The organism is Streptomyces sp. NPDC029836 (assembly GCF_055574495.1).
The window spans coordinates 38007-55593 of record NZ_JBVHZI010000022.1; the positions used below are offsets into that span (position 1 = coordinate 38007).

The 17587-nt window shown below is 74.1% G+C and carries 12 protein-coding genes; all 12 read right to left on the reverse strand.

Annotated elements, in window-relative coordinates:
* The 12 genes from ACZ4XJ_RS34845 to ACZ4XJ_RS34900 all read right to left on the reverse strand — a co-directional run bounded on the left by ACZ4XJ_RS34845 (position 1) and on the right by ACZ4XJ_RS34900 (position 17579).
* Positions 1–273, reverse strand: coding sequence for an acyl carrier protein (locus ACZ4XJ_RS34845; protein ID WP_281207584.1), 273 nt, complete (start codon positions 271–273; stop codon positions 1–3).
* Positions 266–1909 (reverse strand): AMP-binding protein, encoded by a 1644-nt coding sequence (locus tag ACZ4XJ_RS34850; protein WP_468498571.1) that lies wholly within the window; start codon positions 1907–1909, stop codon positions 266–268. The genes ACZ4XJ_RS34845 and ACZ4XJ_RS34850 overlap by 8 nt, the downstream gene beginning before the upstream one ends.
* The gene (locus ACZ4XJ_RS34855; protein ID WP_468498572.1) at positions 1906–5223 is read right to left on the reverse strand and encodes a non-ribosomal peptide synthetase; all 3318 of its coding nucleotides are present in this window, start codon (positions 5221–5223) and stop codon (positions 1906–1908) included. Before ACZ4XJ_RS34855 ends, ACZ4XJ_RS34850 begins: the two co-directional genes overlap by 4 nt.
* A complete protein-coding gene (locus tag ACZ4XJ_RS34860; RefSeq protein ID WP_468498573.1) occupies positions 5220–7520 on the reverse strand; it encodes a class I tRNA ligase family protein in 2301 nt (766 codons plus the stop codon). Before ACZ4XJ_RS34860 ends, ACZ4XJ_RS34855 begins: the two co-directional genes overlap by 4 nt.
* On the reverse strand, positions 7517–8734 hold the full coding sequence (locus tag ACZ4XJ_RS34865) for an NAD(P)/FAD-dependent oxidoreductase (protein ID WP_468498574.1): 1218 nt from the start codon (positions 8732–8734) through the stop codon (positions 7517–7519). The genes ACZ4XJ_RS34860 and ACZ4XJ_RS34865 overlap by 4 nt, the downstream gene beginning before the upstream one ends.
* On the reverse strand, positions 8734–10062 hold the full coding sequence (locus tag ACZ4XJ_RS34870; protein WP_468498575.1) for a lysine N(6)-hydroxylase/L-ornithine N(5)-oxygenase family protein: 1329 nt from the start codon (positions 10060–10062) through the stop codon (positions 8734–8736). The genes ACZ4XJ_RS34865 and ACZ4XJ_RS34870 overlap by 1 nt, the downstream gene beginning before the upstream one ends.
* Positions 10063–10130: 68 nt before the next feature.
* Positions 10131–11384 carry an MFS transporter gene (locus ACZ4XJ_RS34875; protein ID WP_362881075.1) on the reverse strand — a complete coding sequence of 418 codons (1254 nt, stop codon included), beginning with the start codon at positions 11382–11384 and terminating at the stop codon, positions 10131–10133.
* Positions 11374–12726, reverse strand: a complete 1353-nt coding sequence (locus ACZ4XJ_RS34880) for an ATP-grasp domain-containing protein (RefSeq protein ID WP_468498576.1) — start codon at positions 12724–12726, stop codon at positions 11374–11376. The genes ACZ4XJ_RS34875 and ACZ4XJ_RS34880 overlap by 11 nt, the downstream gene beginning before the upstream one ends.
* On the reverse strand, positions 12723–13925 hold the full coding sequence (locus ACZ4XJ_RS34885; RefSeq protein WP_468498577.1) for a saccharopine dehydrogenase C-terminal domain-containing protein: 1203 nt from the start codon (positions 13923–13925) through the stop codon (positions 12723–12725). Before ACZ4XJ_RS34885 ends, ACZ4XJ_RS34880 begins: the two co-directional genes overlap by 4 nt.
* Positions 13915–14991 (reverse strand): saccharopine dehydrogenase, encoded by a 1077-nt coding sequence (locus ACZ4XJ_RS34890; RefSeq protein WP_468498578.1) that lies wholly within the window; start codon positions 14989–14991, stop codon positions 13915–13917. Before ACZ4XJ_RS34890 ends, ACZ4XJ_RS34885 begins: the two co-directional genes overlap by 11 nt.
* Positions 14992–15087: 96 nt before the next feature.
* Positions 15088–16314 (reverse strand): cytochrome P450, encoded by a 1227-nt coding sequence (locus ACZ4XJ_RS34895; RefSeq protein ID WP_362881067.1) that lies wholly within the window; start codon positions 16312–16314, stop codon positions 15088–15090.
* Positions 16315–16388: 74 nt separating this feature from the next.
* Positions 16389–17579, reverse strand: a complete 1191-nt coding sequence (locus ACZ4XJ_RS34900; protein WP_362881066.1) for an acyl-CoA dehydrogenase family protein — start codon at positions 17577–17579, stop codon at positions 16389–16391.
* Between the last annotated feature and the right edge of the window lie 8 nt (positions 17580–17587).

Consider the following 17587-nt stretch of genomic DNA (forward strand, 5'->3'; position numbering starts at 1 on the left):
TCAGGCTCCGGTGGTCGCGTGGTGGCGGGTGAGGGCGTCGGTGACGTCGCGCAGCGTACGCATGACGGCGAGGTCGTGCTCGGTGAAGTGGGCGAGGTCCACTTCGGTCTCCTCGCACACCTCGGTGAGGAAGAGGACCTTGTTGAGGGAGGTCAGGCCGTAGGCGGCGACCATGTCGGCGTCGAGGTCGAGGTCCTCGGGCTCGACCTCGGGGATCAGGACGAGGGACAGCTGGGCGCGGGCGGCCTCTTCTACGAGCTGGGTGTCAGGCATGGATTCCGGCCTCCTGGTCGTGCAGCGGGATGTGGTGGGCGGCCGCGATGGCGGGCCGTTTGGGTTTGTACTGCGAGGTCAACAGGCCGTTGTCGATGCTGAACGGCGGATCGGCGACGAGGACCCGGCTGATCCGCTCGTCGGGTCCGCCGGCGGCGTTGACGACGGCGAGGCGGGCGGCTATGGCGGCGCGGTCGGCGGGCAGCGCGGCCGGCGACACCACGGCGACGAGGTCGGTCTGGGTGGGGCTGAACAGGACGCATTCGGCGACGGCCGGGTCGGCCCGCATCAGTTCCTCGATCGGCCGGACGATGACCTTCTTGCCGTTGTCGAGGACGATGACGTCGTCGGCGCGGCCCCGCACGAACAGGTAGCCGTCCTCGTCGAGCCGGCCGAGGTCGCCGGTGCGGACGGTGCCGTCGGCGTCGAACACCTTCTCCGTGTCGCCGGGGAGGGCGTACGCGTAGTGGTTGTTGACGGGGTGGGTGCTGCGGACGCTGATGACGCCGTCCTCGCCGATCAGCACCTCCTTGCCGCGCACCACCCGGCCGACGCTGCCCTCCCGGTGGGCGCCGGGGTGGTTCTTGGTGACGATGCAGGTCTCGTTGAGGCCGTAGCCCTCGAAGAGGGGCAGGCCGACGTCGGTGAAGAAGCGGAGCACGGCCGGGGAGGCGGGGGCGGAGCCGGTCCACAGGTAGCGGATCCGGTCGCCGAACAGGGCCCGGGCGGCCTTGCGCGGGTCCTGGCCGGCGGAGCGGCGCAGCCGGCCCTCGATCTGCCGGCGGGCGCTCTCGTAGAAGGCCGGTACGCCCATGACGACGGTGGGACGGACGCGGCGCAGGGTGGCGAAGGCGGCTTCGTAGGTGGTGAGGGTGACGTCGTGGCCGTGCAGCAGCGCGGAGTACACCCAGTAGCGCTGTTGGAGCAGGGAGAGCGGGAGGAAGACGAAGAGGTCGTCGCCGGGGCCGTGCGCGAAGATCTCCTGGACGGCGGTGAGGGAGCTGTCGATGCTGCCGGCGGTGGCGCCGAGCCCCTTGGGGACGCCGGTGCTGCCGGAGGTGAACTTGATGGTGGTGACGTCCAGGAACCCCCAGTGGACGGGCGGCAGGGGCCGGTCGGGGGCGCCGTCCGGTTCGGTCAGGCCGAGGATCGGGTCGGTGCCGAGGACGCCGGCCGGCCACGCGAGGTGCTGCTCGGCGGACGGGTCGGCGGGGTCGGCCGGCGGTTGGGCGGGCCCGGTCGGGGCGGCCCGGTCGGTGAACAGCAGGCGCAGGCCGTAGCGGTCCATCAGCTCGGCGGACGGGGTGAACTTGCCCGGCTCCAAGCCGGCCGTCTGCGCGCCGAGGCGCAGCGCGGCCAGGTCGAGCAGGACCCACTCCAGGCTGTTCGCGGCGAGGATCCCGATGCGGTCGCCGGGGCCGATGCCGTGGGCGTCGCGCAGGTGGTGGGCGAGGCGGCCGGAACGTTCGTACAGTTCCCGCAGTTCGATCGTGCGGGTGCCGTCGAGGCGGGCGACGGAGATGCTGCCGGCGGCGGGCGGTCCGTCGATGATCCGCCGGAGGGTGTCGGGCCCGGCGGCCGGTGCGCCTGCGGCCTCGGGGCGGGCGGGCGCCGGTGCGGGCGTCGCGCCGGTCATCGGGGCACCTCCGGGCGCAGTACGGCGGCCATGGCGCGGACGGTGTCGACCTCCGCGAACCGGTCGAGGGTGAGGGTGACGCCGAACCGTTTGCGGGCCGCGGTCAGGATCCGGGCCGCCGCGATGGAGTCGCCGCCGAGGGAGGCGAGGGTGTCGAGGGCGCCGACGTCGGGGCGCCGCAGGACGGTGGACCAGATGTCGCAGAGCACCTTCTCGGCCTGGTTGGCGGGGGCGCTGCCGCCCGCCTGCGGGGCGGGCGCCGCCGGTTCCTCGGCGCCGAGCGCGGCCAGCTTCGTACGGTCGACCTTGCCGTTCTTCGTCAGCGGCAGCGAGCCGTGCCAGACCAGCGTCGCGGGCAGCATGTAGTCCGGCAGGTCGGCGCGCAGCGCCCGGCGGACCTCGTCGAGGTGCGGGCGGTGGGAGCCGGCGGGAACGAGGTGGGCGACGAGCCGGTTGCCGTGCGCGGCGACGACGGCCCGGGTGACGTCGGCGAGGGCGGCGAGCCGGGTCTCGACCTCGCCGGCCTCGATGCGATATCCGTTGATCTTGATCTGGAAGTCGCTGCGACCGAGGATCTGGATGTTCCCGTCGGGCAGGTACCGGCCGAGGTCGCCGGTGCGGTAGAGGCGTTCGCCGCGCGCCTCGTCGGTGAAGAACCGTTCGGCGGTGCGCTGTTCGTCGCCCCAGTAGCCGCGGGCGAGGCCGGTGCCGGCGGCTACGATCTCCCCGGTGACCCAGTCGGGGGCGTCGAGGCCGTCCCGGTCCAGGACGTAGGCGCGGTTGTTGGCGTTGGGCCGCCCGTACGGGATGGACTCACTGCCGTCCTCCTCCTCGCCGACGGGGTGCAGGATGTTCCAGATGGTCGTCTCGGTGGGGCCGCCGAGGGAGACCACCTCCAGGCCGGGCGTCATCACGCGCAGCGCGGCCGGCAGTTCGGGCGGGATCCGGTCGCCGCTCATCATGACGAGGCGCAGGGCGGGCGGCGGTGAGCCGTCGGCGCGGGCCTGCTCGTGCAGGAGTCCGGCGATGGCGGGGACGGAGTTCCACACGCTGACCCCGTGCTGTCGGCACAGGTCGAGCCAGTGGGCGGTGTCGACGGCCTTGTCCTGGTCGGGCATGACGAGGGCCGCGCCCGCCGACAGGGCGCCGAAGACGTCCCAGACGGAGAGGTCGAAGTTGAAGGCGCTGATGGCGAAGAAGCGGTCGTCGGGGGTGATCCGGAAGCGGGTGTGGCAGTCGGCGACGACGTTGGTGACGTTGCGGTGGGTGACCATGACGCCCTTGGGGGCTCCGGTGGTGCCGGAGGTGTAGAGGACGTACGCGAGGTCGTCGGGGTGGGAGCCGGGCAGCCGGTCGGGGACCTCGGCGCGGCCGGTGGCGGGTCCGGTGAGGTCGAGGGTGGGCAGGGAGGCGCGGAGTCCGGTGTCGGGCGGGGCGGTGTCGGTGAGCACGCACCGCACCCGGCCGTCGGCGAGCATGTAGTCCTGCCGGGCGGCGGGCAGGCCCGCGTCGACGGGCAGGTAGGCGGCCCCGGCGAGGACGGTGGCGAGGATGCCGATGATCTGCTCGGGTCCGCGCCGCATGACGAGGCCGACGAGTTCGCCGCGGCCCACCCCGTGGGCGCGCAGCCAGCCGGCGGCGGTGGCGGCCCGGTGCAGGAGTTCGCCGTAGCGGACGGTCCGGTCGGCGGTGAGGATCGCGGGCGCTCCGGGGGTGCGGGCGGCCCGCGCGACGATGGCGTCGCCGAGCATCTCGTCGGGCAGGGCGACGGCCGTGTCGTTGGCGGCGAGCCGGCGGGCGCGTTGCGCGGGCGGCAGCAGGTCGAAGCCGTGGCGCTGCCATGCGGGCGCGTCGACGAGGGTTTCGAGGAGGGTGGTGTAGCCGTGCGCCAGGTCGTCGAGGAGGCCCTCGCAGAACAGTTCGTCGAGTCCGTCGAGTTGGACGACGAGCCCGCCGTGCTGCTCCATGGCGAAGGCGTTCAGCCATACCTGGGGGGTCTGGCTGACGGAGAAGACCTCCTTGCCGAACAGTTCCAGGGTCGAGCCGTCGACCTCGCTGCTGACGTGTCCGATGGCGCTGTTGAAGGTGTACGGCATGCGGGCGCCGGCCAGTCCGCCGCGTCGGCGGGCCAGTTCCTTGAGGACCTCGATGCCGGAGAAGTGCCGGTGGTCCATGTCGGTGTGCAGTTGTTGTTGGAGGGCGCGGGCGCGTTCGGCGAAGGTCAGGCTCCGGTCGGTGGCGGCCTCGACGAGGAGGGTGTCGGAGAACGGTCCGATGGCCTCGAAGATCCGGGGGTGGATCGGCGGCCGGTTGGCGACGGTGGTGGTGAGCGTGAAGCGTTCGCCGGCGCCCCAGGTGGCGAGGGTTTCGGCGTACGCGGCGAGCAGCAGGGCGGAGGGCGTCAGTCCGGCCTCGGCGGCCCGTTCCTTGAGCGCGTTCCAGGCCGGACGGTCCAGCCGGACGGCGCGTTGGGTGAACCGCGAGCCGGAAAGGGCGGCGGGGCTGGTGCGCAGCGGCAGGTCGGGGTGGGGGGCGAGGTCGTCGGCGCGGGCCGTCCAGTAGTCGCGGGAGCGGCGGGCGGGGGCCCGGTCGTGGGCGGCTTCGAGGGCGGCGACGTAGTCCTCGAAGGGGAGTTCCTCGCAAGGGACCTCCTCGGGGGCGTCGGCGGCGGGGCTGCGGTAGGCGTGCCACCAGGCGCGGAAGAACAGGAACATGCTGATCCCGTCCATCACGAGGCCGTCGTGGCCGACGTGCAGGACCATCCGGTCGTCGGCGAGGAAGGTGACGTCGACGGTGAGCAGCGGGGCCTGGTCGGCGGGCAGTACCTGGTGGGAGCGCATCTCGCGGAGTTCGGCGCGGATGAGTTCCTGTTGTCGGGGGGTGTGGGCGCGCAGGTCGAGGACGCCGATGCGGGGTCCGTGGTCGGCGTGTTCGGTGACCTGGCGGTCCGCGGACAGGAAGCGGGAGCGCAAGGCGCTGTGCGCGGCGACGACGCCGGCGAGGGCGGTTTGGAGTCGGTCGACGTCCCAGTGGCCCTCGATCTCGTGGAAGACGTGGCTGGCGACGTCCCCCACCTCGAAGACCCCGCTGCGGCCCGCGTAGTAGCCGCGCTGGAGGGGGGTGAGGGGGAAGCCGGGGCCGTGCTCGGCCTCCCGGGCGAGGTGGGCGACGAGGGCGGGCTTGGCCGCCTTGACGCGGGCGATGAACTCGGGGTCCATCCGGTCGCGGTTGCCCTGGATGCGCAGGTCGCCGTCGGTGAGGGTGACGGACAGTCCGCGGCGGCCCATTTCGCGCAGCAGTTGGAGGTGGTTCATCGGGGCTCTCCCGAGGTCAGGGCGGTGACGGCGGCGGGTTCGGCGCGTTCGGCGATGACGGCGGCGAGTTCGGCGAGGGTGCCGCCGTGCAGGAGTTCGTCCATGGACAGGTCGACGTCGAGGGCGTCGAGGATCTGGTACTGGACGGTGACGGCCTGGAGGGAGCCGGCGGCGAGCTGGGTCAGGGTGCGGTCGGCGATCGGCTCGTCGTCGCCTAGCCGCAGGACGGTACGGGCGATGTGGGTGAGCCAGGGCGTCAGGGCGGGTTCGGCGGCCGGTTCGGCGGCGCCCGCGGCGGCCGGTCCGGCGTCGGGCGACGGCTGGAAGAACACGGCGTCGGCGAGGTCGACGGCGCTGCCGGGGGTGAGGAGTTCGACGGTACGGGGCCACGTGCTCGGGGCGTCCTGGCCGAGGGCGGCGGCGAGCCGGGCGGCGAAGCGGGGCATGACGGGGGCGGCGGCGTGCGCGAGGAGGCGGGCGGCCGCCAGTTCCAGGGCGACGGCGGTGCGGTTCTCCGCCTCCCAGCCCGGGGTGTCGGTGAGGAGGCCTTCGGCACGGCCGAAGCGGAGGGTGTCGCGGACGATGCCGTCGAGTTCGGCGGCGGCCTGGTTGAGGGAGAACGCGTCGTTCTCCAGGGCCGCGGTGACGGCGTTGAGGCGGGTTCCGAGCCGGGCGAGGAACGCGGAGTGCTCGGCCGTCCAGTTGCCGGCGTCGGGAGCGCGCCCGTCGTGGTGCTTGGCGACGCGGGCGCCGAGGTCGGTGAGCCAGTGCTGCCAGGCTCCGATGAGGGTGTCGTTCAGGGTGGCCTCGTAGGCGACGCGCGTGTAGTCGGTGCGCAGGCCCTCGGGGCGGGTGGCGGCGAGGAAGTAGCGGACGGCGTCGACGGTGTCGGGGCCGAGGACGTCCTTGCCCCAGATGGCGTGCCGCCGGCTGGTGGAGAACTTGGCGCCTTCGAGGAGGTAGAACTCGTTGACGTGGTAGTCGATGTCGGGGTTCCAGCCGGGAAAGGCGAGCCGGTAGAGGACCGGGTAGAGCACCGAGTGGTAGAAGCTGTTGTCGTAGCCGAAGAAGTGGACGATCTTCCAGTCGGGCGCCGGTTCGGCGGCCCGCCAGGACCGGCCGAGGCGGGCGCCCAGGGACTGGATGCCGTGCAGGAAGCCGTAGCTCATCTCGGGCCAGACCCAGATGACCTGGCCCTCGGTGGCCGTCTCGCGGGGTTCCACGCCCCAGTGGGAGGGGTGGGTGAGGGGGATGTCGACGCGGGGGCGGCGGAAGAGGCGGTCGGCGAGCTCGCGGAGCCGGGCGGGGACGCGGCCCGTGCGGTGGTGGGAGCGGACCTCGCCGGCGAAGGTGTGCAGCGGCAGCGTCCAGCGGGCGGTCGGCGTGCTGCGGGGCGCGGCGGTGGAGAGGGCGGAGCGCGGGTCGGTGAGGTCGGTGACGGTGTTGGGTTCGCCGCACTCCTCGCAGATGTTCCCGTTGGTGGGGTTGGCGCAGCCGGGGCAGCCGCCCTTGACGTCGGCCTCGTAGAGGTACTGGCCGGTCGTGGCGTCGTGCAGGGCGTCGTGTGCGGTGACGGCGACCTCGCCGGAGGCGACGACGCGGCCGAAGAAGTCCTGGAGGCCCTCTCGGTAGTCGGGGTCCTGGTCGGTGACGGTGTACTGGTCGAGGGGGATGTCCATCAGCCGCAGGGTTTCGGCGATCTCGGCGCTGTAGTGCGCGGCGGTCTCGGCGGGGGTGCGGCCGTCGGCGCGGGCGGCGCCGAGGACGTAGCTCTGGTAGTCGTCGCTGCCGGTGAGGTGGTAGGCCTCGGCGCCGTTCATGCGCTGGTAGCGGGTGAAGGCGTCGGCGCCGAGGTAGGGGCCGCCGAGGTGGCCGAGGTGCAGGTCGCCGTTGGGGGTGGGCGGGGTGGAGAAGACGAAGACGGGCCGGTCGCCGAAGCCCTTGCGGGCGGGGTCGGCGGCGGAGACCGCGGCGCGTTCGGCGTCGCGCCAGTACTGGGTGAAGAAGACGAGGTCCCCGGCGTCGGGGCCGCCGGTGTTCTCCAGGACGTGCGACTCGAACGGTTCGAAGAGGACGACGGTGCCGGGGGCGGCCGGGTGGCGTTCGCCATCGATGACGAACTCCCCCTGCCCGGCGGTGATCACGAACAGTTCGGTCTCGTCGTGGCGGTGGTGGTCGGTGGCCCGACCGGGTGCGATCCGGCCCCAGCCGGCGGGTGTGCCGAGGCCCTCCACACCGCTCATGTCGATGCCGAACGCCTGTTCCAGGACGTCGGCGTCATAACTGGCGATGATCATGTCGTGGCCTTTCGCGGGGACGGGCGGGACGGAAGGGACGCGCGAGGTGGCAGGGACGGGATCAGATCGGCGGCGCGGGCGGCGAGCGCCGGCGCGAGGCGGTAGCCGGAGCCGCCGGCCGCGCCCGCGAACAGCAGCCGGCCGTAGGGGTCCAGCGCGGTGACGACCGGGGTGCCGGCGGCCCCGTACGCGTCGCAGAACACCCGGCCGGACCGGCAGTGCGCGGCCAGGCCCGGGGCGTAGCGGGTGAGCAGGGCGCGGGCGTCGCGCAGGTGGCCGGCGGTGAGGGCGGGGTCGACGGTGTCGGGGTCGACGTCCCACTCCTGGCAGGTGTAGCTGAACAGCCAGTGGCCCCGGTGGTGCAGGGGCAGCAGGAAGGCGTCCTCGGCGTGCAGGACGACGGCCCGGTCGCCGGGGGCGCAGGGCACGTCGAGGTGCAGGGCGACGATCTTCTTGACGCGGGCGCCGAGCGGCGCGACGAGCTCGCGCCAGGCGGGCGCGGCGAGCCAGGGCCCGGGGGCGAGGACGACGTGTCCGGCGTCGAGGGAGGCGCCGCCGGTCAGGGTCAGGCGGGTGCCGCCGGGGCCGGAGGCCAGCGCGGTGACCTCGACGCCCTCCCGGAAGGTGACGGCGGGACGCAGGTCGGCGGCGAGGCGCTGGGTCAGCGCGTGGACGTCGGCGTACTGGCAGCCGTCGCCCTCCCAGGCGCCGTGACCCCGGGGCAGGGAGGGGACGACGGCCGGCAGTTCGGCGGTCCAGCGGAGCTTGGCCTCGGGGAGGTAGACCTCGCGCAGGTCCTCCTCGGCCCGTTCGGGTGCGAGCACCGTCATGCCGAGCGGGTGGATGGGCAGGTCGGGGCGGGCGGTGCGGAGGTCCTCGTAGAAGCGCTGGCTCTCGGCGGCGAGGGTGCGGACGGTTTCGTTGGCGCCGCGCGGGAAGTGCAGTCCGGCGGAGCGGCGGGTGGCGCCGGAGCCGGTCATGTCGCGGTCGAGGACGGTGACGGTGGCGCGGGGGTTCCGGGAGAGGACCTCGCGGGCGATGAGGACGCCGAGTATTCCGGCGCCGACGACGGCCACGTCGGTACGGGCACGGGCGGGCCCGCCGGGGGACGCGACGGGCGCGGCGGACGCGGCGCCCGTCGCGGGTATGCCGGGTCCGGTGCTGCTGTCGGCGCTGCTGTCGGCGGTGCGCCGCGCACCGCGGTCGGCGGGCATCAGGCGCTCCACCGTTCGTCCTGGGGCACCTTGGAGGACCACTCGATGAACGAGGACAGCTGCTCGTCGCCCCGTACGCCGCACAGCCGGTCGGCGATGCGCCGGCTGCGCCAGGCGTTGAGGCTGAGGTTGGGGTCCGCCAGTCCGCGCTGGCCGCGGACGCCGTTCTGGATGAAGATCCGGCGGTCGGCGGGGCCGTCCCAGCGGACGGCGTAGTCCTCGTCGACGCGCAGTTCGTCGCCCTCGCGCTCCAGGCGGTCGGCGACGGGGGCGAGGAAGTCCATGGTGGCGGGCCGGTAGCCGGTGGCCCAGACGACGATGTCCGCCTCGAACTTCTCCACGGAGTCGGACTCGCCGGTGTGGCGGGCGCCGACCTCCCAGCCGCCGAACGGGCCGGGGCTGACGCCGAAGACCTCGCGGCTCGGGTGCAGGGCGACCAGGTCCTCGTTGCCCTCGACGAACCGGTGGACGTAGATGCTCTGGTAGATCTCCCGCAGGGTGGATTCGGAGATGCCGTCGCTGGTCAGGAGGTTGCGGGAGTTCATGGCCTCGCGGCGTTCGCGGGGCAGCCCGTAGAAGTAGTCGGCGTGGCTGGGCATGTAGTAGTCGTTGGTGAAGGGCGAGTCGTCGATGGGCAGGTAGTTCGGTCGCCGGGAGATCCACGAGACGCGACGGGGCAGCTCCCAGCCGCTGCGGGAGATCAGGTCGAGGAAGGCCTCGGCGCCGGACTGGCCGCCGCCGATGACGACGACGCGCTTGCCGCCGACGTCGCGGGCCGAACCGAGGTAGTCGGCGACGTGGAACTGGGTGGGGCCGAGGAGGTCCGCCCCCTGCGGCGGCACCCAGGGTCGGCTGCCGACGCCGACGACGACGTTGTCCGCGGTGACGGTGCGGCGGTCGGTGTCGACGGTGAACACCTGCCGGTCGTCGTCGAAGGCGACCGCGCGCACGCCCTCGCCGAAGACGACGTTCTCGTTGCGGCGGCCGGCCCACGCCAGGTAGTTGCGGAACTCCAGCCGGGGCACGTCGTCGAACTGGGCGTTGAGGAAGTGGTAGACGCGGCCCTTGGCGTGCAGGTACGCCAGGAACGAGAAGGGGCTGGCCGGGTCGGCGAGGCTGACCAGGTCCTTGAACTGGGAGACCTGGAGGGTGGTGCCCGGGATCTGCTGGCCGTCGTGCCAGCCGAAGGACTCCTTGCGGTCGAGGAAGAGGTTGGGTACGTCCGGCCTGCCGTGCAGCAGCGACGCCAGGCTCAGGTTGGCCGGGCCCACGCCGACGCCGAGGCAGCGGACGTGCCTGGTGCCGGGTCGGAAGCTCTCGTGCCCCATGATCGGAACCTTTCGTTCGAATCGGTGACCAGCGGGAAGGTGCAGGGGGGAGGGGGGCGACACCGGGCCTACGCGGCCGGGCGGGTGCGGACGGCGAACAGGGCGAACAGGGTTGCGAGCAGGGAGGCGGCGCCGATCAGCGGCCAGACCAGCGAGCCGAACTGGAGGAAGAGCCAGGTGCCGGCCATCGGGCCGAGGGCGGAGCCCAGCCCGAAGACGAACTGGAAGCTGCCGATGTAGCGCGAACGCAGCTCCTCGGGGCCGGCGTTGGCCGGGTAGGCGAAGACGGCGGGGCCGCCGAGGATCTCGCCCAGGGACCAGATCAGCGTCCCGATGACGATGGCCGCCGGCCCGATCGGCAGTCCGTAGCAGGCGACGCCGGCGCCGACGAGGGCGAAGCCCAGGCCGATGGTGATCTTCATGGGCCAGCGCTGCGAGACCTTGGTGACCAGCAGCTCGAAGGCGATGACGATGACGCCGTTGAGCGCGACGGCGAAGGTGTACCAGAACAGCGCCAGCCGGGCCTCCGCCATGTAGAGCGGCAGGGTGGACAGGTACTGCATGTAGACGGCGGAGTGGAAGAACGCCGCGACCAGGTAGAAGAGGTAGCGGCGGTCGCGCAGGACCGCGCCGTACCCGCCGGTCCCCGCGGGGACCCGCGCTCGCACGGCGCCCGGTGCGGGCTTCGTCCGGGCGGGCAGGGTGGCGCGGGCGACCAGCGCGAAGGCCAGGGCGAGGGCGGCCTCGCCCCAGAACAGCAGCGTGTACGTCCGGCCGCCCGCGTGGTAGAGCGCGTAGCCCAGCAGGGGCGCGGCGGTCGCTCCGACGTTGAGGCCGAAGCGGTACATCGCGAAGATCATGATCTGTCGGTCGCCGTCGGTCTGTTCGGCGAGGAGGGTGGCCGACGCCGGCCGGAACAGTTGGGCGCCCAGGCTGACGAGGGCGATCGCGGCCAGCAGCGGCAGGAAGCCGGGCAGGTACAGCAGGGCGGCGGTGAGCAGCGCGGTGCTGCTCATGGACAGGACGGTGGCGCCGCGGATGCCGAGCCGGTCGGCGAGGGTGCCGCCGACGAGCGAGCCGGCGACGGCGCCCGCCCCGTACACGCCCAGCGCGATGACGGTGCGGCCCTTGGAGTGGCCCTCGGCGGTGAGGAAGAGGACGAGGAAGACGTGCAGGAAGCCGCCGAGCCGGTTGACGAGCACCCCGGCCAGTACGGTCTTCACCGCGCTCGGGGCCTCCTTGAAGGTGGTCCACACCCCGGGGGCCGGGGCCGGCGGAGCGGCTTCCCGTTCCGCTTCGGCGGGCCGGACATCAGTGCTCATCGGGGTCCTCCGGGTCGACGACGACGGTGACGGCGGTCCGGACGGCCCGCTCCAACGCGTCGAGCCCGTCCGGGGTGGGCGCGTCGATCAGGAAGGTCACCGCCCGGTCGTCGGAGCAGGCGAGCGGCTGGAGCCGGGTGCCGGCCTCCTTCAGGACGAGCAGGGCGCGCAGCGCGGGCGCGTCGCCGGGCTCGCCGGGCGCGCAGTCGGGCCAGGTGCCGGCCTCGCCGACCCATTGGGGGCGGACGCCGGGCCAGTCGAGGGTGACGTCGGCGAGGCAGCCCGCCTCGTGCTCCAGGTAGACCTGGCGGGTGAAGCGGCGCGGCGGCGGGTAGTCGGCGGCCTCGCCGAGGGCGATCCGGACGATCTCCGGTTCCAGGGGCCGGCCGGTGGCCAGGTGGTAGAGGGCGACGAGGCCGTCCCCGGGGGTGCGGGCGGCGACCTCCATCAGGCGGGGTTCGCCGTCCTCGCCGATGCGCCACTCGGCGTGGGCGATCCCGTCGCGGAAGCCGAGCACCTCCAGCATCCGGTGGTTGGCGGCCAGCAGGACCTCGTCCTCGCCGGTGCGGGCGTTGGGGACGGAGTGGGCCAGCTCGACGAAGGTGCGGTCGCCGGACTCGGTGGTCTCCTTGCGGGTCACCGAGGTGAAGAGCGGCCGGCCGTGCTGGACCAGGGACTCCACGGAGTACTCCTGGCCGGTCACCTTCTCCTCGATCATGAGCGTCTCATGCGCGGGGTACTGCGGCAGCAGCGCGCGCAGTTCGGCGGCGTCCGTGACGGCGACGACGCCCGAGCTGGAGTGCCGGGTGGCGGGCTTGGCGACGACCGGGTAGCGCAGGGCGGACAGGTCTGCGTCCTCACGGCCGCCGGGCGGCAGGACCAGGGTGGTGGGGCTGAATTCCTCCAGGTACCAGCGCTGGAGGTACTTGCTGCGGCACACCCGGGTGGCGCGCAACCCCGGTCCGGGCAGGCCCAGGGCGTCGCACAGCAGGCCGGTCTGCTCGACGAGGGTCTCGCCGACGGCGTACGCGCCGCGCACGGTGTAGCGGCCGCGCCAGGCGCGGGCGGCTGCGACGAACCCGGGGGTGAAGGAGCCGTCGAGGTCGAGGGAGCCGTCGACGTAGGCGATCTCGTCGATCAGGGAGGCCGGGTGCTCGGGGTCCTTGCGGGCGCGACGGACGGCGTCGCGGTTCGTGTCGGGGGTGATGAGCAGGATCCGCAGCCCGCGGGCGGCGAGTTCCTCCAGGTAGCGGGGGTTGCGGCAGACGACGCGGAAGGCGCCGGTGAGGACGAACGCGTCGGGCAGCGCGGGGGTTTCGGGCAGGTGGGTGGGCTGCGTCATGCCGGGACTCCTGAGGGGGTGGTGGTTTCTTCGCGGGCGCCGCTCAGGCCGTGGGCGCCGAGGAAGGCGAGCCAGCGGCCGGTGTCGCCGGGCGCGGCGGCGCGGTGCAGTCCGGCGGGCAGGGCGCCGGCCAGGATCCGGGTGACGCCGTAGGCCACGGGGAGGGAGACGCAGCGGGCCATGGCGGATTCCTCGGCGTCGCCGGTCAGGTCGAGCAGGTGGGAGCCGCACCAGGACGGGCCCGCCGGGGTGCGCAGTTCGAGTGCGACGGACAGCACGACGCGGTCGCGGTCGTCGGGGGTGGTGGGGTACCGGGCGGCGAGCGAGCCGGCCAGGGCGCGGACGGCTTCCTGGTCCCCGGTGGAGACGGTCTCGAAGACCTCCTTCCAGGCGGTGTGCCAGCCCGCGTTGCGCAGGGTGCCGCGGACGAAGGTGTCGAGCCGCCAGTGGTCCGGCATGCCGTACTGGGCGACGAAGGGGAGGCTGTCGCGGTTCGGGTAGACCTCGAACTCCTCGCCCGCGAGGGTCAGCGGGCGGGTGGCCTCCCAGGGCCGCGGGACGGTGCTCTCGGCGCCGGCCTCGATGTGCCGGGCCGGGGATCCGAGGGCGGCGAGGACCCCGTACGGGGCCCAACTGAAGCGGTAGCGGAAGGGGTTGGGGACCGCCGGGACGCCTCCGCAGTAGGAGGTGAACACGGCGGTCGCGGGTATCTCCCCGAGGGCCGCGCGACCCCGTGCGACCAGGTCGTGGGCCAGCAGGTGGTCGATGCCGGGGTCGAGTCCGGCCTCGGTGAGGACGACGGTACGGGTGCGGTCCGCGGCCTCCCCGGCGAGGGCGGCGAGTTCCGGGGAGACGTAGCTGGTGCAGGCGAAGTGGGCGGCCCTGTCGGTGGCGAGGCGCAGCAGCTCGGCGTGTTCGCCGGCCGGGAGCATGGAGACGAGGACGTCGCCGGGGCCCACCCCGGCCGCCAGGGCGGCCGGGGTGAACGCGCGGACCTCGGCGCGGCCCGCCAGGCCGAGGGCGGCGAGGCGGGCGGCGCCGCGCTCGGCGGTGCGGTCCCACAGGACCACCCGCCGGGCGCGTTCGCAGACGAGGGAGAGGCCGGAGCGGCCGGTGGACAGGCCGGTGCCTATCCAGTGGACGGTGCCGGACGCCGCGGCCGCGGTGGGCGCGGCGGTCGCGGGTTGGTCAGCGGACAAGGGGATCCTCCTGGGCTCGGACGGCCGTCCGGTAGGTGTGCAGGGCGCGCTCCCAGACGTCGTCGGCCGGGGCGGCCAGGCGCAGGAGCTCAGGGGCGAGTTCGGCGGAGAACGCGGTGGCGGCCTCGACGGGGAGGAGCGAGGGCAGGTTGTCGATGGCGATCAGGTCGAGGGGTCGCTCGGGGCCGGCGCGCAGGGCGCGGACGGGTTCCGTCCAGGTGGTGGTCGCGTCGTAGACCGGCAGGACGTTGCAGTCGGAGGTGACGTCGCAGGTGACGTCGGAGACGAGGGAGAGCCGGCGGCGCGGGTCGTCAAGGTCGGCCTTGGTCAGGAACGGCGGTACGGGCGTGGTGGTCAGGACGGTGTTGACCATCAGGTCGTGGCCGAGGAGGGCGGCGCGGTCGAGGTCGCGGGTCTCGGCCAGGTCCCAGCGGGTCGGGTCCAGGCCGGCGGCCGTCAGGGCGTCGCGGGCGCCGCGGCCGCTGCGGCCGAGCGCGCCGATCACGAGGGCGGTGGTGGGGTCGTCGGGGGTGGCTCCGGAGGCGAGCAGGGCGTCGAGGGCGGGCCGGTCCGTGGGGCGCAGCGGGGTGGTGAGGGCGCCGCGGTGGTGCAGGACGGCGAGGGCGGCGCCGACGTACCCGGCCCAGTAGCCGAAGGCGGCCACCCGGCGGCCGGCCGCGTCGGTGAGGTACTCCATGTCGAGGAGGGCGCCGCCGCCCGCGGTGAAGCGGGCGAGCAGTTCGCGGGCTCCGGACTGGCCCTTGTAGGCGTGCCCGAAGTAGATGTGCCGGTGGCGCAGGGCGGGCGCGTCGGGTCCGGCGGGGAGTTCCTTGAGGCCGAGGACGTACGCGTCGTCGGGGGCCTGCTCGTGCCAGGAGGCGGTCGGGGCGGTGGCGCAGCCGGCGGCGGCGTAGTCGGCGAGCGGGAACACCCGCTGGTCCGACTCCTCGACGGTGATCCGGATGCCCTCGGCCACCAGGCGGCCGGCGTCCTCGGGGGTGAGGGGGGCGCGGCGTTCGGTGGCGCGGGCCTCGTGCCGCATCCAAAGGTGAAGAGTGTCCGACATATTGCGTTTTGTCCTGTCTGGAGGCATGGGGGTGACCGACTCCCGGCCTTGATCGCGGTCACGGGGGCGGCGTCGTCCTGGGAGGAGTCCTGCGCGCTAGAGGAGCGGGATCCGAGCGTTCGCCAGAGGGCGGTAGGCGGGGGTCGCGGTGGTGGTCAAGCCTGCCGTGCGGAGTTCGGTGACGACCGCGCCGGCGAGGGCCACGGCGAGCTCCTCCCCCGGGCAGCGGTGGGCCGCCGCACCGAAGGTGAAGACCGCCGGATTCACCCGGCCGGGCGACAGGACGTCGGGGTCCGGGTTGACCGCGGGGTCCCGGTTGGCGGCGGCCAGCACCACCAGCACCTGCTGACCGGGCTCCACCTCGCGGCCCGCGTGGACGAAGGAACCGGCGGCGAACCGGCGGGTGTTCTGGATCGGGGCGTCGTACCGGACCACCTCGCGCACGAGCGCTTCGACGGCCCCCGGAGTGTCCGGCGCGGCGGCGCCCCGGGCGAGGGCGACCAGGGTGTTGCCGATCAGGCCTGCGGTGGCGTCGTAGGTCTGGGACAGGAAGCCGACGGCGTTGGAGAGCAGGGGCGCCAGGTGCGGCCAGGAGTGCCGGTCGGCGGCGCCCACCAGCTCGGCGAGCAGCCCCGAGGCGGGACCGCCGCCCGCCGGCGCCGACCGGCCGGCGCGGGCCGCGTCCAACGGCGGCGCGAGCAGTTCGCGCAGCCGGGCGGCAGCCGTGGCGGCGGCCCGCTGCTGGGCGGGGGTCGCGGAGGCGGGGATGCACTGGACGAAGTCGCCGATCGCCCGGGCCGCCTCCCGCCCGGCCCCCTCCGTCAGCCCGGCGAGCTCGGCGACCACCCGGGCCGGGACCCCGAACATCAGCTCCTCGTACGGGACTTCGCCGCCGGCCGCCAGCACCTCGCGGGTGTGCCGGGCCGCCAGTCGGGCCGCGTGCGCGGTGTCGGCGCGGCCCAGCGCCTCGGCCACCACCGCCTTCAGGCGGGCCGCGACCGGGCCGTCCGTCATTCGCACCAGGTCCCCGAAGACCTCACCGGCGGGCGTCCCGACGATCCCGGCGGGGACCGGCTCGGCCACCGGCCGCACCCGCAGCGCGTCGCTTCCCAACACCGCGCGGACCGCTGCCGCGTCGGCGGCGACCCAGGCCCCGAGCGCCTCGTCGTGGGCGAAGGGACGCTCGGCCACCAGCTGCGCGTAGCAGGGGTAGGGGTCCGGCAGGCGCACCGCGTCAACCGGGCTGACCGGACCGGCGGGACGGGCGGGGCTGACGGCACTGGAGGTATGGGAGGTACTGGCCCGGGGGCTCGTGGTGCTCACTGCCTACTCCTTGCTGAACGGGCGGTACGGGTGGGGCGGGTGGTACGGAGGGCGCCCGCCGGGCGGGCGCCGGGTCAGGCCGTGGCGCGGGCCGCGCGGCGCATGTCGAGGGAGCCCGCGATGGCCATCCTCAGCACCTCGGAGGTGCCCTCGTAGATGCGCAACGACCGGACCTGCCGGTAGAGCCGCTCGGTGACGCCGCCCTGCACGATGCCCGCCGCGCCCAGCAGCTGTACGGCCGAGTCGACGACGCCCTGGGCGGCCTCGGTCGCGTGCACCTTGGCGATGTTGGAGTGTCGGGCGAACCGGCGGCTGCCCCGGTCGGTCTCCCACGCGGCCCGCGCCACCAGCAGCGCGGCCGCGTTCAGCTGCACCTCCATGTCGGCGAGCGAGGCCTTGACCAACTGGAGGTCGAAGAGGGTGGCCCCGTACGCCTCCCGGCCCAGCACGTGGGCCAGGGCGGTGTCGAAGGCCCGCCGGGCGAAGCCGAGTGCGGCCGCGCCGACGGTGGTGCGGAACCGCTCCAGCAGGTCCACCGCGATCACGAAGCCCTTGCCCGGCCGGCCCAGGAGCGCGTCGGCGGGCAGCCGGCACTGCTCGAAGGAGAGGTGCGCGAAGGACCGCGGGGCGATCGCGTCGATCCGCTCGACCCGCAGCCCGGGGGTGTCGGCGGGCACCAGGAAGGCGGACAGCCCCAGCGGTCCGGGGCCCTGCCCGGTGCGGGCGATGACGACGAACACGTCGGCGATGGTCCCGTTGGCGATCCACGCCTTGCGCCCGTCGAGCACGTACGAGCCGTCCTCGGCGCGCGCCGCCGCCAACCCGACGGAGGAGACGTCCGAGCCGGCCTCCTTCTCGGAGACCGCGAACGCCCCGATCAGGGTGCCGTCGGCCATCCCCGGCAGGTAGCGGCGGCGCTGTGCCTCGCTGCCGAAGCGCAGCAGCGGGGTCGCGGCGAGCGCCTGGATGGAGAAGGCGAAGTCGGCGAGGTCCTCGGCGTAGGCGAGGGCCTCGCGGCGCAGGCACACCGCGCGGAAGTCGTTGACGGGGGCGCCGCGCGGGTCCAGTTCGGCGAGCCAGCCGGCCGCGCCGAGGGCGCGCACGAGGCGGCGGCCGGCGGCGTCGGGGTCCAGGGCGCGGATCTCCTCCCACAGCACCCGGTTGCTGTCGCACCAGGCTCCGGCCGACTCGGCGAGCCGGCGGTGGGAGTCCTCGTAGAAGGGCAGGGCCAGGACCTCGGGGTCGAAACTCGTCGTCAGTTCCATGGTGGGGC